Origin of the sequence: Amycolatopsis sp. NPDC101161, from assembly GCF_044768185.1 — a bacterium.
In the GTDB taxonomy this organism is placed as follows: Bacteria; Actinomycetota; Actinomycetes; order Mycobacteriales; family Pseudonocardiaceae; genus Amycolatopsis.
Window position 1 is genome coordinate 1038557 of the sequence record NZ_JBIWPI010000002.1, and the last position, 13996, is coordinate 1052552.

General features: G+C 67.4%; 12 protein-coding genes and 1 tRNA gene. 4 read left to right on the forward strand and 9 right to left on the reverse strand.

Annotated features, from left to right (window positions below):
• Positions 1-11 precede the first annotated feature (11 nt).
• The 6 genes from galT to ACIRSS_RS16115 form a co-directional block, all read right to left on the reverse strand.
• Positions 12-1094 (reverse strand): galactose-1-phosphate uridylyltransferase, encoded by a 1083-nt coding sequence (galT, locus tag ACIRSS_RS16090; RefSeq protein WP_400895330.1) that lies wholly within the window; start codon positions 1092-1094, stop codon positions 12-14.
• Entirely contained in the window at positions 1091-1891 is an 801-nt protein-coding gene (locus ACIRSS_RS16095) for a DeoR/GlpR family DNA-binding transcription regulator (protein ID WP_400895332.1), read from the reverse strand. The genes galT and ACIRSS_RS16095 overlap by 4 nt, the downstream gene beginning before the upstream one ends.
• Before the next feature lie 159 nt (positions 1892-2050).
• Complete coding sequence (locus ACIRSS_RS16100; protein WP_400895334.1) at positions 2051-3469, reverse strand: ATP-binding protein; 1419 nt, start codon at positions 3467-3469, stop codon at positions 2051-2053.
• The gene (locus ACIRSS_RS16105) at positions 3466-4158 is read right to left on the reverse strand and encodes a response regulator transcription factor (protein ID WP_400895336.1); all 693 of its coding nucleotides are present in this window, start codon (positions 4156-4158) and stop codon (positions 3466-3468) included. The genes ACIRSS_RS16100 and ACIRSS_RS16105 overlap by 4 nt, the downstream gene beginning before the upstream one ends.
• A 66-nt stretch (positions 4159-4224) precedes the next feature.
• On the reverse strand, positions 4225-4833 hold the full coding sequence (locus ACIRSS_RS16110; RefSeq protein WP_400895339.1) for a trimeric intracellular cation channel family protein: 609 nt from the start codon (positions 4831-4833) through the stop codon (positions 4225-4227).
• Positions 4834-5487 carry a response regulator transcription factor gene (locus ACIRSS_RS16115; protein WP_003087851.1) on the reverse strand — a complete coding sequence of 218 codons (654 nt, stop codon included), beginning with the start codon at positions 5485-5487 and terminating at the stop codon, positions 4834-4836.
• A 263-nt stretch (positions 5488-5750) separates the two neighbouring features.
• Between ACIRSS_RS16115 and ACIRSS_RS16120 the strand changes: the two genes are divergently transcribed.
• The 3 genes from ACIRSS_RS16120 to ACIRSS_RS16130 all read left to right on the forward strand — a co-directional run bounded on the left by ACIRSS_RS16120 (position 5751) and on the right by ACIRSS_RS16130 (position 9047).
• Positions 5751-5823, forward strand: a tRNA-Arg gene (locus tag ACIRSS_RS16120).
• A 247-nt stretch (positions 5824-6070) separates the two neighbouring features.
• Positions 6071-7822 (forward strand): DUF262 domain-containing protein, encoded by a 1752-nt coding sequence (locus ACIRSS_RS16125; RefSeq protein WP_400895341.1) that lies wholly within the window; start codon positions 6071-6073, stop codon positions 7820-7822.
• Positions 7815-9047, forward strand: a complete 1233-nt coding sequence (locus ACIRSS_RS16130; RefSeq protein WP_400895344.1) for a type II toxin-antitoxin system HipA family toxin — start codon at positions 7815-7817, stop codon at positions 9045-9047. The genes ACIRSS_RS16125 and ACIRSS_RS16130 overlap by 8 nt, the downstream gene beginning before the upstream one ends.
• Positions 9048-9076: 29 nt before the next feature.
• Here the strand turns inward: ACIRSS_RS16130 and ACIRSS_RS16135 are convergent, their stop codons facing one another.
• Positions 9077-9982 (reverse strand): hypothetical protein, encoded by a 906-nt coding sequence (locus tag ACIRSS_RS16135; RefSeq protein WP_400895346.1) that lies wholly within the window; start codon positions 9980-9982, stop codon positions 9077-9079.
• Between the two features lie 28 nt (positions 9983-10010).
• Positions 10011-10622: a hypothetical protein gene (locus ACIRSS_RS16140; RefSeq protein WP_400895348.1), complete on the reverse strand. Its 612-nt coding sequence runs from the start codon at positions 10620-10622 to the stop codon at positions 10011-10013.
• Between the two features lie 147 nt (positions 10623-10769).
• On the opposite strand from ACIRSS_RS16140, the gene ACIRSS_RS16145 reads away from it, so the two are divergent.
• Positions 10770-13655, forward strand: a complete 2886-nt coding sequence (locus ACIRSS_RS16145) for a tetratricopeptide repeat protein (protein ID WP_400895350.1) — start codon at positions 10770-10772, stop codon at positions 13653-13655.
• 40 nt (positions 13656-13695) lie between these two features.
• Here ACIRSS_RS16145 and ACIRSS_RS16150 read toward each other — a convergent pair whose 3' ends face one another.
• Positions 13696-13872: a hypothetical protein gene (locus ACIRSS_RS16150; protein ID WP_329054933.1), complete on the reverse strand. Its 177-nt coding sequence runs from the start codon at positions 13870-13872 to the stop codon at positions 13696-13698.
• Positions 13873-13996: the final 124 nt, after the last annotated feature.

Sequence of the window (13996 nt, forward strand, 5' to 3'; positions counted from 1 at the left end):
GTATGGCCGGATCAGCCCGCCGCGCGGAGCCGTTCCGCGATTTGCTCCGGCGTCGCGTCGTTGATCCACACCGCCATGCCCGATTCGGACCCCGCCAGGTACTTCAGCTTGTCCTTGGCGCGCAACACCGAGAACAGTTCCAGGTGGAGCCAGCCGAGCTCGCGGTCGCGGCGCACCGGCGCCTGGTGCCACGCGGCGATGTACGGCAACGGCCGGTCGTACAGCGCGTCGCAACGGCGGAGGACGTCCAGGTAGACGGCGGCGAAGTCGTCCCGTTCGGCGTCGGTCAGCGCCGGGATGTCTGCGACCTGCCGGTGCGGCACCACGTGCACCTCGATCGGCCAGCGGGCGGCCGGCGGCACGTACGCCGTCCAGTGTTCGCCGGACGCCACCACGCGCGCACCGGACTTCTGCTCGGCGGCCAGCACGTCGCCGAGCACCGGACGGCCGTGTTCGGCCTGGTAGGCGCGGGCGACGTCGAGCATCCGCTCGGTCTTCGGCGTGACGAACGGGTAGCCGTAGATCTGCCCGTGCGGGTGCGACAGCGTGACGCCGATCTCCTCGCCGCGGTTCTCGAACGGGAAGACCTGTTCCACACCGGGCACTTCGGACAGCGCGGCGGTGCGGTCGGCCCACGCGTCGACGACGGCCCGCACCTGCTCCGGGCTCAGCCGCGAGAAAGCGCCCTCGTGGTCGCTGGTGAAGCAGACGACCTCGCAGCGGCCGCGCCCGGGCCGCACCGGCACCAGCCCCAGACCATCCACAGTGGACGGCTCGCCGATGACGTCCTCGGCGAAGGACGGGAAGCGGTTCTCGAAGACGACGACGTCGTAGTCGCTTTCGGGGATCTCGCTCGGTTTGCCGGGCTTGCTCGGGCACAGCGGGCAGAGGTCCGCCGGCGGCTTGTACGTCCGCGTCTGCCGGTGCGCGGCCATCGCGACCCACTCACCGGTCAGCGGGTCCAGCCGGATTTCCGACGCGGCCGCGACCGGCGGCAGGTCTCGGGTGTCCTCGGCGACGCGGTCGGGCGCGCCGGGCTGGTCGAAGTAGATGATCTCGCGGCCGTCGGCCAGGTGTCGTACGGTGCGCTTCACGCTTCTTGGGCCTCGTCCGTCTCCGCCGTCTCGGCGATCATGAGTTCCCCCGCCCGTTCGGCGAGTACTTCCTTGGCCTCGTCGGGAATCCCGTCATCGGTGACGACGACGTCGGCCTCGTCCAGGTCGGCGATCGTGGAGATCCCGACGGTGCCCCACTTGGTGTGGTCGGCGAGCACGACGAGCTTGCGCCCGGCCTCGACCAGCGCGCGGTCGGTCTCGCTCTCGGTCAGGTTCGGCGTCGTGAAGCCCGGCCCGTCGGCCATCCCGTGCACGCCGAGGAAGACGACGTCGAGGTGCAGCGACCGCAGGCTGTGCACGGCGACCGGGCCGACCAGCGCGTCCGACGGCGTCCGCACCCCGCCGGTGAGCACGACGGTGCGGTCCGGCTGCGTCGACCCGCGGAGGACGTCGGCGACCTGGATCGAGTTGGTCACGATGGTGAGCCCGGGGATCGCGTCGAGCGCGCGGGCGAGCGTCCAGGTGGTGGTGCCGGCGGAGATGCCGATCGCGGTGCCGGGCCGCACGAGTGTCGCGGCGAGCTCGGCGATGGCCTCCTTTTGCGTGCGCTGGCGCACGGACTTCGCCTCGAAGCCGGGTTCGTCGGTGCTCTTGCCGACGATCGAGGTGGCGCCGCCGTAGACCTTCTCGACGAGCCCGCGCCCGGCGAGGACGTCGAGGTCGCGGCGCACCGTCATATCGGACACGCCCAGCCTGGTCACGAGGTCACTGACCCGGACCGCCCCGGTCCGGCGTGCCTCTTCCAGGATCACCGCCTGTCGCTGACGCGCAAGCACCGCTCAACTCCATCCCCGTCTTCAACCACACAAAATCCTACACGATTCAACACAGGATTCGCAGAGCCGACGAGGGTGAACTTCGAAACGGCAGGTCATGGAACCGGCCTCCGCGTCGCAGGTGAACAACCCCACCGTGGACGGCGCAGCGCGCGAAAGTCAGCCGGGCGCCCCCGGCAGCCGGATCGTCATCAACGCGCCGCCCTCGGGCGCCCGCGACGCGTACACCGCGCCGCCGTGCCGCTCGGCCGCGTGCTTCACGATCGCCAGGCCCAGACCGGAGCCGGGCAGCGTGCGCGCCTCCGACGAGCGGTAGAACCGGTCGAACACCTTCGGCAGGTCCTCCTCGGCGATGCCCGGGCCCTCGTCGGCGACCTCGACCACGGCCGTGCCGTCGCCGAGCGGGTAGAGCCGCACCCAGACCGTCGCGTCCGGCGGCGAGAACTTCACCGCGTTGTCCAGCAGGTTCAGCACCGCGCGTTCGATCGAGCTGTTGTCGCCGGTGAGCACCCACGGCTGTAGCGAGACGTCGAAGTTGATCTCGCCCGCCCGCCGTCGCGCCCGGTCAAGCGCGCGCTCGACGACGTCAAGCAGCTCGACGCGCTCGAACCGCTCGCGCGGCTCGTCCTGGCGCGCGAGCTCGACGAGGTCGCCGATGAGCTGGGTCAGCTCGTCGAGCTGGCCGCTGATGTCGGCGACGATGTCGATGCGGTCGGCGTCCGGCAGCGGCGGCGCGCCCGGCTTGCTCGCGGCGAGCAGCAGCTCGAGGTTGGTGCGCAGCGACGTCAACGGCGTCCGCAGCTCGTGGCCGGCGTCCGCGACCAGCTGGCGCTGGCGTTCCTGGGAGTCCGCGACCGTGCCGAGCATCGTGTTGAACGTCGTGGTGAGGCGCGCCAGCTCGTCGTCGCCGCTGACCGGGATCGGCCGCAGGTCGCCGGTCTTGGCGACGCGCTCGGCGGCCGACGTCAGCCGGTCGACCGGGCGCAGACCGGCCCGCGCGACCGCGGTGCCCGCCGCGGCGGCGACCAGGATGCCGGCGCCGCCGATCAGGAACAGCACGAGCGCGAGCTCGTTCAGCGTCCGCTTGGTCGGGCCCATCGACTGGGCGAGCACGATGGCCTCGCCGTGCCCGGATGGCAGCGCGACCACGCGGCTGTCGGTGCGGAAGTCCGTCCGCATCGACTCCGGCGAGTCGCCGTTCGCGACGGCCAGCTCGCGCTGGTCGAACGGCGGCGCCGAGCTCGACAGCGGGTAGGTCATCACGGCGTGCTGGACGTCGGGCGCGGCGTTGAGCTGCCCGATCTGCAGGTCGGCGCTGGCCAGGAAGGCACCCGGCACCTGCCGCAGCTCGGTCTGCACCTGCGGCGACGCGACGGCGGCCTGCGCGCGCGCCATCAGGCCGTCGTCCAGCTGCTGGTAGAGGTTGCTGCGCACGACCATGTACGCGCCGATCGACACCAGGGCGACGGCGCCGGCGACGCAGGCGGCGGCGAGCAGCGTCACCCGGCCGCGCAGCGAGAACCGGCGCGTCCCCCAGCGCGTGCCGCGGGGGTCACCGGGCTCGCCGGCGTCGATCACGGTGGGGTTTCCCTCAGGACGTACCCCACCCCCCGCACCGTGTGGATCAGCCTCGGCTCCCCCTCGGCCTCCGTCTTGCGGCGCAAGTAGCCGACGTAGACCTCCAGCGCGTTGCCCGACGTCGGGAAGTCGTAACCCCATACTTCCTCCAGGATCCGGCCCCGCGTGAGGACGTGCTTCGGGTAGGAGAGGAACAGTTCCAGCAGTGCGAACTCGGTCCGGGTCAGGCTGATCTCGCGGCCGCCGCGGCGGACCTCGCGCGTGCCCGGGTCGAGGGTCAGGTCGGCGAAGGACAGGACTTCCGTCGCCTGGCCGTTCTGGCCCTCGGGGACGGCGCGGCGCAGCAGCGCCCGCAGCCGGGCGAGCAGCTCCTCCAGCGCGAACGGCTTCGGCAGGTAGTCGTCGGCGCCGGCGTCCAGCCCGGACACCCGGTCGGAGACGGTGTCGCGCGCGGTCAGCACGAGAATCGGTAGGTCGTCGCCGGTGCTGCGCAGGCGGCGAGCCACCTCGAGGCCGTCGAGCCGGGGCATCATGACGTCTAGGACCATGGCGTCCGGCCGGTCGGCGATGATCGCCTCGAGGGCTTGCGCACCGTCGCTGGCCAGCTCGACCTGGTAGCCGTTGAACTCCAGGGACCGCCGAAGCGACTCACGGACGGCGCGGTCGTCGTCCACCACAAGGATGCGCATGGCGTCAGTCTTACTCAGCGTGCTGAGACTCGCCTAAGAACACACACAGAACTAACAAAGAGATCCTCACTCCGGCGGTCGCGCGACGGGCGCGTTCCAGTGCCGCCAGAGCGCGATCATCCGGATGGCGACCACTCCCGCGGCCGAGACCACGGTGACCGGCCCCTCCGGCAGTTGCAGGGAGTGACCGACGGCGACGAGCACCGAGCCGGCCAGCGCGGCCACCGCGTAGATCTCTTTCCGCAGGACGAGGGGGATTTCCCGGAGCAGCAGATCGCGCACGGCACCGCCGCCGATGCCGGTCGTCATGCCGATCAGGCACGCGGCGTAGACGGTCGCGCCGGCGTTCAGGGCGATGGTCGTCCCGGCGGTGGCGAAGACGCCGAGCCCGAGCGCGTCGGCGAGCAGCACGCCCCGCCGCAGCCGCGCGACCTGCGGGTGGAAGGTGAAGACGACCAAGGCGGTCGCCGCGCAGACGGCGAGGTAGGGCCAGTTCCGCAGCGTCGTGGGCGGGTGGATGCCGAGCAGGACGTCCCGGATGACGCCGCCGCCGAGCGCGGTGGTGAGCCCGACGACCACGACGCCGAAGACGTCGAGCCGAGCCCGCACGGCGGCGAGCGCCCCGGACGCCGCGAAGGCGACGAGCCCGAGGAACTCCAGCGCCGTGAGCAGCATCTACTGGTCGAGCAGGCCCCCGCGGTAGGCCAGCAGAGCGGCCTGCACGCGGTTGGCGGCGCCGATCTTCGAGAGCACGGCGGAGACGTACCCCTTGACGGTGGCTTCGGAGAGGTGAAGGCGCCCGCCGATCTCGGCGTTGGAGAGGCCCTGCCCGATGAGCGCGACGACCTCCCGTTCGCGTTCGGACAGTGAGGCGAGCAGCTTCCGGGCAGGCTGAGCAGCGCGTTGTTCATCCCGGTGGGACTGAACCATCCGCGCGGCGACACCCGGGTCCAGGACGGCGCCCCCACGCGCGAGGTCCCTGACGGCTCGCAGGAGGGCGGCCGGATCGATGTCCTTCAGCAGGAAGCCGTTGGCACCGAGCCTGAGGGCGAGACTGACGTACTCATCGATGTCGAAGGTGGTCAGCATGGCAACGGTGGGCGGATCGGGGAGGGCGAGGATGGCCCGGAGCGCGCGAATGCCGTCGTCAGGGGCGCGCATCTTGATGTCGAGCAGGGCGACGTCCGGGTGGTACCGCCGGGCAACTTCCACTGCGGATCTGCCGTCGGAGGCTTCGCCCACGATCTCGATGTCCTGAGCCCCGGACATCATCGCGCGCAACCCCGAGCGCACCAGTTCCTCGTCGTCGGCGAACATGAGCTTGATCAACGAAGCCCTCCGCAACAGCCAGTAGGAGGCGGCTCCCCGCGTCCCGTTAACGAAGGTTACCTACTGTTGTTCAGCAGTTCGAAACCAGACACGACCAGGTGAGGCACTGGTCCGTCCAGGTCAGGTGCGGTCGGCCGTCCGGCAGGGTGTATCCCCAGGGTTGGTCGCGCCCCAGAACCACTCACCTGGGTGACGACGAGAGTCTGGTCGCCCCTGCTGCCGGGCTGACCTTCGGCAGGCTAAGCTGAGCTTGGCAGCAGCAGGCCCTCGTAGCTCAGGGGATAGAGCACCGCTCTCCTAAAGCGGGTGTCGCAGGTTCGAATCCTGCCGGGGGCACCTACTGGACGGCATCCGAGGCGTGCCGTTCGCGACGTCTAGCGTCTGCAGCTTGCCTGCACTGTTGCAGCCGTGCCACGAGTGACACGCGGGACCTCCCGTCACTCAGGCTACGCCAACTGACATCAGACCGACTGCTGGTTACTGATCGGTAAAGCGCATGACGCTCGGGTTTCGGTCAGCTGATGCAACCAACTCGCGTCGAAATTCGCCCCCGACTGGCCATTGAAGTGGTACAACTTTCCTGATGACTAGCAGTGAGCAACCGGAGGCGAACGTGACAACCGGACTCGATGATCGCCCCAACGCGACCATGTTCACGGTAGAGAATCTCGTGACCATGGCCCGATCGGGAGAGATTCGAATTCCCCATTTCCAACGTGACTTCCGCTGGCAGCGCCAAGATGTTGTGCGGCTTTTCGACAGCATTGTCCGAGGCTACCCAGTTGGCTCCCTTTTGTTATGGCGACGACCAGCAACAGCGCAAACACTCAAGCTCGGCTCACTGGAGATCGAGGCTCCAGACGTCAGCGCGGCAAGGTGGGTGGTAGACGGGCAACAGCGCATAACCAGCCTCGCCAGCGCACTGATCCCCGAAGCGAGCAGGGATCCGCGGTTCGCACTTGCGTACAACTTACGCGATCAAGAATTCGTACCCGCGCCGCCCGAAGATGAGCCCCTAGTCATCCCACTGCCAGTACTATTCAACTTGACTCGCGTACTGCAGTGGTTTCAGAAGTTCCCCGAAACTCTTGAATACGTGGATCGCGCAAATAATATCACGCAAACACTGCGCCAGTTTCAAATTCCGGCATACGAGGTCACGCAGAACGACGTAAAAGTCTTGCAAGACATTTTCGACCGAATGAACAATTACGGAAAAAGGCTGAGTAGAGCTGAGATATTTTCAGCACTCTTTGCGGACGATGAATCCATTAAGAACCGGCTCACGTTCGACAGAATCGCCGAACACCTTGACGAGGACCTGGGATTCGGAACGGTTGACAACGACACAATTCTCATGGCAATGCTGGCTCGCAGAGGCCCCGACGTAAAACGAGAGATTAGAAATGAATTCGGAGGCGAAGAGGGTATACCGCGCGGCCACCAGCCTGGGCGCGCGATTATCGACTTCCCCGACGAGGCTCGCGATACCGCGTACCGACTTGGAGAGAGCGCAATGCGCCGCGCGATCTCGTTTCTCCAAGAGGAAGCAAACGTTCCACACGTGGGCATGCTGCCCTATCGTCACTTGCTAGTTGTTCTTACGCGACTATTTGCTCACCATCCTAATCCGGACCCCAGAAACATCCGCCTTCTTCGGAGGTGGTTCTGGCGTGCCGCAGTTGTTGGTCCAGAAGTATTCAAGGGAAGTACTACTGGCGCCATACGTTTCTTAGTGTTTGCGGTAAAACCAGACGACCTTACCGGGTCAATCCAAGAGCTCCTCAAACTTGTCGAGTATCCAGACACTCCGCCCCCTGACCTACGACGTTTTCGCAGTAATGAGGCTGCCACCAAAACGGTCTTGTGCGCCTGGTGGGCAAATATGCCTCGATCTCTCGATGACGGTAACCCATTTGCTCGAGACGACCTCTCACGCGTGCTAATAGACCGACCTACCGCCCTTGATGCAGTGCGCTACATTGTGCCCAGAAATACAGTTCCTCACGAATACCGACTCTGGGCAGCAAACAGAGCCCTCGTACCCCTCACGGAGGCCACTTCGACTTCGATTGAATCCATTATTGCACAACGACCTCTAAAGCTCTCAGAGAGTGCTTGGCGGGCAGCACTCGCGTCCCACCTAATATCCTCCGACATGGCAGACCTGATTGTCAGAGGGCAGACTGTGGATTTTCTCAAGGCACGCCAAGCGGCTCTGCAATCTCAGCTGACATCTTTCCTTAAGCGCATGTGCGAGTGGAGCTTCGAAAGCACGCCGCCGCTTACTTCACTTCTGATCGAAGATTCAACGGAGGAAGAAGGCATTGCGTGAAACGCAGCATGCCGTTTGGCTTAAGAACCGCCACGTTGGCGTGCTTCACCAACGCGGCGACCACACGCGCTTGACATTCGATGTTTCTTACCGGGAGGACCCAGACCGACCTGTACTGGGTCTACATTTCGAAGAGACCGTATTATCGCCCCAAGCATCCGCACTTCGAGCCCCCCCATGGTTTTCAAACTTGTTACCAGAGGGCCGAGTTCGCGATTGGGTTGCCGAAGACCGAGGCGTTTCAGTCGACAGGGAGATGGAAATTCTCTCCCACGTCGGAAGAGACCTCCCCGGAGCTGTGCGCATATTACCGATAGATCTTCAGCCCATAGAAGAGGCAGCATCCTGGGAGGCCCCAGACAGTCGAGCCCCTTCTCCAGGAGCGGAGAGTCACCCCGGCTGGCGAATCTCTCTGGCCGGCGTGCAACTGAAGTTCGCCATGATCTCGAAAGATGACCGCTTGACCATTCCAGGATTCGGAGAAGGGAGCGATTGGATTGTAAAGCTGCCGGATCAACAATTCAGCATGTTACCACAAAATGAATTTGCAATGATGCATCTTGCACGAAAGTCCGGAATTGATATTCCGAGCATCACGCTAGTTCATCGCGACCAATTATCTGGACTTCCCTCCAACATATGGCCAGGCAGGGAAGAATGGGCCTATGCAATCAAACGATTTGACCGCGGACCAAACAGGGAGCTCATTCACATCGAAGATCTCGCACAAGTCAGAAACTTCTACCCCCGAGACAAGTACAAGGGAAACTTTGAGACAATTGCTTCCCTTATCTACAGGAAGCACGACGTCGACGCGTTGCGAGAATTCTCACGCAGGATGGCCTTTATTATCCTAATCAGCAACGGTGATGCCCACCTCAAGAACTGGTCTCTGATCTATCGAAACGAGCAGATTCCCACACTTTCTCCAGCCTACGACTTGGTGTCGACGGACATCTATAGAGCGGAGTCCGGAAAAGAAGATCTTGGCCTTAAGCTCGGCGGCTCAAGACGGTTTGAAGACGTTTCACTAGAGACATTTAACAGACTAGAGCGCCGCCTGAGCGCCACCAATGCCGGGCTGGCCGATCAAGTTGTGGAGACAGTGGAGCGGGTCAGAGCAAATTGGGCAGAATTAGCAGAAACGCTCAAGCTACCCTCCGGGCTATCCAAGTATCTGAACGAAACAATCGACGCACGAAGCAAAACACTACTGAGGCCTTGACAGGAGCGCTCACGTGAGTTTGTTAGGTTCTATAGTCCACTCTCCCAACGGGCTCCATACGCCAACCCCGGCGTGAGGCCCCGGAACCGCAGGTGTACCTCCCCCGACGGGTCCACCGGCTCCGGACGCCCCCGGAATCCCGGATCCGACACGTCCCGCTGGAACGCGCCGCCCAGCACCCGAACTTCCGGAGGAAAAGGCGCACCACCGAACCGCACCCGCAAGTCGAACTGGCCACAGGGGTGCCGGGGCACGCACACCATGTGCGAGTCCAACGACGGCGGCCGGAATAGGATCGCGTAGTCGAGCGACTCTCCCCGGGACAACGGGCGTGGGAGCTCCAGACCGTAACCCCAGCGGGATGACGTCTCCATTCCGTGGTCCACCAACGTCCCTCCATAGAGCACAGTGACCGACGGACGGCCGGCTGGGAGAGACACCGCCAGGTCGACCGTGCGAAGGCCGTCCTGGTCGGCGACGATCCGGCGCTGCTCGAGCACCAGCAGCTCCTCCAGTGCCAGCGCCAGCGACAGTGACGAAGTGTGCCATTGATCAGATGACGCAGGCATCGTTGACGACGATGAGGCCAGTTCCGCCAGCAACACGATCGCCTCGTCCACGCGACGGCGGACCGTTCGCGGGTCGCGGTCCACCCGGGACGCTGCCCACTTGACCCTGTCCTGATACAGCGGCTGGCGGGCCTCCGCACAGATCGCGAAGGCCGCCAATGCCGCCAACCTCAAGTCGTCCGGTAAATCCGATGCCCACTCAGTCAAGCGGCCGGACACCTTCTCCCTGATCGCCACCTGGCCGTCGTCCGACGCGACCGCGCATGCCGTACGCAGGCGGGGCCCGACGCGGCCTTCGAGCCGGCCCGCCAGTCCTCGGCCCTTGCGCAGCGTCTTCAGCTCCTGGACCAGCTCTGCGCGCTCCACGGCGTTCTCCTTCAGTGCGTCTCCATGGTCAGCACCCCCTCGGCGACAGGGTGCGGTCGGGCGGTGGACCGAAAGTGGACAGAACGTGCATCACCGAGGCGATCAGCGCCGTCCCCAGGCGGACGCCGTCTCGGCCCAGGTAGCGGCGGAACGTCCCGATGCGGCCCAGCGCCTCTTCGTCCGCGTCGCCGACGCCGAACGTGACCACTCGGGGTCGGCGCTCCCAGGTCGGGTCCACCAGCCGCGCGAAGGCCGCCGGCCAGGTGACCGGGTCCGTCGGCTGGCCGTCGGACAGGAAGAACACCAGCGGGCGGTGGACGCGCACCCGGTGCGTCTCCAGGAGCCGGACGTCCAGGTCGATGGCCGACCGCAGGAACGTGAACACCGGGCCGAAGTTGGTGCCCGCGCACCGGCCCGGCGGCGGCAGCTCGGCGACCTCGCCCGCCAGGTACAGCCCGTGCACCGCCGAGGGCTCCTCCCCGAAGCCGATTACGCTGCACAGCACCCGGTCGGCGATCGACGCGTCCGCGTGGACGGCGCCGCGGAATTCGCGCAGGCCCTCGTTCAGCTCTTCGAGGTGGTCGGCCATCGAAAGCGAGACGTCGCACGCCAAGTAACACGGCAACACGTCGGACCCCATACCGGTTTCTCCTTCACCCCTGATTCGACCGGCGGAGTCTGGCAACCCCGCGTGTATCGAACGTGCAAGAAATGCGGATTACCGAAACTCCAACGGCCGATTGCGCGACATCAACGGGGGAAAGCAAGCTGACGGCGGGGAGGCTGTGTGGAGTTCCGGATGCTCGGCCCGCTGGAGGCGTGGCACGACGGCGTGCCGGTGCCGCTGGGTGACCAGCAGCAGCGGTTCGTCCTCGTCGTGCTGCTCCTGAACGCGAACAAGCCGGTGTCGACCGCGCGGCTCACGGAGATCGTCTGGACCGGGCGGGAAACCAAACCCACCCTGGTCCGCGGCTACGTCAAGCGGCTGCGCGACATCGGCGTGAGCATCGAGACCACGCCGACCGGCTATCTCCTGCGGCTCGGCGACGACCAGCTCGACACCGTCCGGTTCGAGCGGCTGCGCGCCGAGGCCGGCCGGACCGACGATCCGCGGCGGAAGATCGAACTGCTGCGGGAGGCCGTCGGCCTGTGGCGGGGGCGGTTCCTCGAGGACATCGACATCGACCGCGTCGGCGGGCCGGAGGTCGTGGTCCCGGAGGAAACCCTGCCGGACGCCGTCGGCGACCTCGCCGAACTCGAGCTGGACGCCGGCGACCACCGCTCGGCGCGCGACCGGCTGCGGCCGCTCGTGCGGTCCGACCCGGCCAGCCAGAAGCACGCCGGGCTCCTCATGCGCGCGCTGCTCGCCGGCGGTGACCAGGTCGGCGCGCTGCGCGTGTTCCAGAGCACCCGCGCCGCCCTCGGCGAGCTGCGGATGGAGCCCGGTCCGGTGCTGCGCAACCTCGCCGCGCGTGCCGAACACGGCGAGCCGCCGAGCTCGCTGCCGTCGCGGCCCGGCGGGTTCACCGGCCGCGCCACCGAACTCGCGGCGATCGAGGCGGCCGCCAGGGCCGGCCGGAACGCGGTCTGGATCAGCGGCGCGCCCGGCGTCGGCAAGACCGGCCTCGCCATCGAGGCCGCGCACCGCCTGCGCGACCGCTTCCCCGACGGGCAGCTGCTGGCCCGCCTCAACGGCTTCACCCCCGGCGTCGCCGAGACCAGCGTCGGCGACGCGCTCACCGAGCTGCTGGTCGAACTCGGCGTGCCCGCTGAACAGATCCCGGCCACCGTCGGCCGGAAGGCCACGCTCTACCAGACGACGCTGTGGGGCACGCGCACGCTGGTCGTGCTCGACAACGCCGCGACGCCGGAGCAGATCCGGCCGCTGCTGCCCGAGGCCGACGGCTGCCTCGCCGTCATCACGAGCCGGCGGATGGGTGACGTCGGCGAGCCGGTCCGGCTTTCGCCGTTGCCGCCGGACGAGGCGGCCGAGCTGTTCACCGCGTTGTCCGGCCCGGCGCGGGTGCGCGGGCGGGCGGCCGACGTCGCGCTGGTCGTCAAGCGCTGCGGGTACCTGCCGATGCCGATCCGGGTGGCGGCCGCGCTGTTCCGGCGGCACGAGCGGTGGCCGCTGGAGCACCTGCTGCACCTGCTCGAAGAGGACGGCCCCTGGGGCGAGGACGACGGCATCGCCGCCGTGCGGGTGTCCTACCAGCAGCTCGGCGAGCCGCAGCGCGCCATGTTCCGGCTGCTCGGCAGCCTGCCCGGCCCGGACGTCGGCGTCGCGGGCGGCGCGGCGCTGGCCGGCTGCGGCGTCGCCGAGGCGCGGTCGCTGCTCGACGACCTGCACGAGGTCAGCCTGCTCGAGGAGGCCGCGCCGGAGCGGTACCAGATGCTGGACCCGCTCAAGGAATTCGCCGCCGTCGAGCCGGCGTCCGAGCAGGCACTGGTGCGGCTGCTGGACTTCTACCTCGTCACGCTCGCGGCCGCGGTCGGCGCCGCGTACCCGTTCGACCGGGCGCAGCTGCCCGCGCCCGACCGCTCCTGCCCGGTGACGCCGAAGTTCGCCGACGAGGCTGCCGGGCTGCGGTGGATCGTCACCGAACGGGACAACCTCGTGGCCGCGATCGGCTACGCCGCCCGGCACGGCCTGCCCGAGCACACCTGGCGGCTGGCCGTGCTGCTGTGGCGCTACTTCAACACGACCAACCAGTTCGAAGACTGGATCGGCACGCTCGAACTCGCCTGGGAGACCGTCTCGGCCGACTCCGGCAACGACTACGGCCAGGCGCACGTCCTGCTCCGGCTCGCCACCGCGCACGACCGGCGCGGGCAGCTTTCCGAGGCGCTCGAGCTGGCCGCGCGCGCGTTGCCGAAGTGGCGGCGCCTCGGCGATCCGCGGGGCGAGGCGGCGACGTTGTGCGCGCTCGCGATCCCGACGATGGAGCTGGGCAAGCACGAGCAGGCGATGGCGCACCTCGAAGCCGCGCTGGCCAAGTACGAGCAGAGCGAGGACCGGCGCGGCGAGGCCCACGCGTTGAGCATGCTCGGCTACCTCAACGAGCTGCACGGCCACCTCGACGTCGCGCTGCGCCAGCACTCGGCGGCCGCGCGGATGCTGCGCGAAGTCGGGCACGTCCAGGGACTGGCGCACGCGCTGAACAACCTCGGGTCCGTGCAGGAGCATCTCGGTCTGCTTTCGGAGGCTTCGGCCAGTTACACGCAGGCGCACGGGCACGCCGCCGAAGTCGGCGACCACTGCGTCGAGGCGTACGCGCTGAACAACATCGGCAACGTGCACCGCCAGCAGGGCCGGTTCACCGAAGCGGTGCGGTACCACGACAAGGCGCGCGAGGTGGCGGCGAACGTGCCGGACGCCGACCTGCGCACCCAGCTCTACCTCGACCGCGGCGCGACGGCGTTGGCCCGGGGCGCCCGCCAGGACGCGTTGGCGGCGTGCGAAGCAGCGTTGGACCTGGCCGTCGGGGACGGGAACCGCACCTACCAGGCGCGGGCGCGTCGCGGGGTCGCGGAAACGCTGCACGCGATGGGCGAGCACGAGCGCGCCGTCAAGCACTGGGACGCGGCCGCGACCGGGTTCGCCGACCTCGGCTTGCCGGAGGCCGGCGAGGTGCGGGAAACACGCGCGGCCTTCGACTGCGCCTGCGCCTGATACCGGGCCGGCCGACGTCGCGGCCGGCCCGGCGCGCGGCTCAACCGTGCCAGGGGTTGCCGTCGGTCCCCGCCGGCGGCGGCGTGCTGCTCGACGGCGGGGTGCTGCCGCCGCCGTCCGCGGACGCCGTGGTCGAACCGATGATCGGCGCCGCGGCGATGATGCAGAGCGCGAGCACGGGGCCGCCGATCTTGGCCAGCTTCTTGGGCATGGACATGACGAATCCTCCAAGGGAATGGGATTTGACCAGGGATTCCGGAGGAATTTCCGGCCCTGCACCCAGGATTCGTCATGTGACTTGGTGCAACAAGGCGTTTCCTGTTTCCCGTTGGAATAGGAAA